1 pseudogene is annotated in these 278 nt (G+C 34.5%); it reads left to right on the forward strand.

Features of this window, described 5'->3' with window-relative positions:
• A pseudogene (locus ACSG5Z_RS32690) lies at positions 1-254 on the forward strand (hypothetical protein); the annotation flags it as partial.
• Positions 255-278: the final 24 nt, after the last annotated feature.

Genomic DNA, 278 nt, shown 5'->3' on the forward strand with positions numbered 1-278 from the left:
AAGAAAAAAAGGTACTTCCGATTGCACCTGGAGAGAATGTACTCTTCCGCCATTTTACTCGTATGGAAGACTATCTAGAATTAAATAAACAATTTACAGATCCAATATTATTAACCGCATTACTTTGCTCTCACGAGCATTACTATCTATTACATACAGATCCCTTTTTCCCACTTAGCCCAATACAAGAGAAGGATACACGTTACTTTGGAGAATACTTCCCAAACAACAAGATAGCTAAAAATCTTGATATGTAATTCTTTCTCTAATACACATCT

Origin of the sequence: Bacillus pretiosus (assembly GCF_051294775.1) — a bacterium.
GTDB classification, from domain to species: domain Bacteria; phylum Bacillota; class Bacilli; order Bacillales; family Bacillaceae_G; genus Bacillus_A; species Bacillus_A wiedmannii.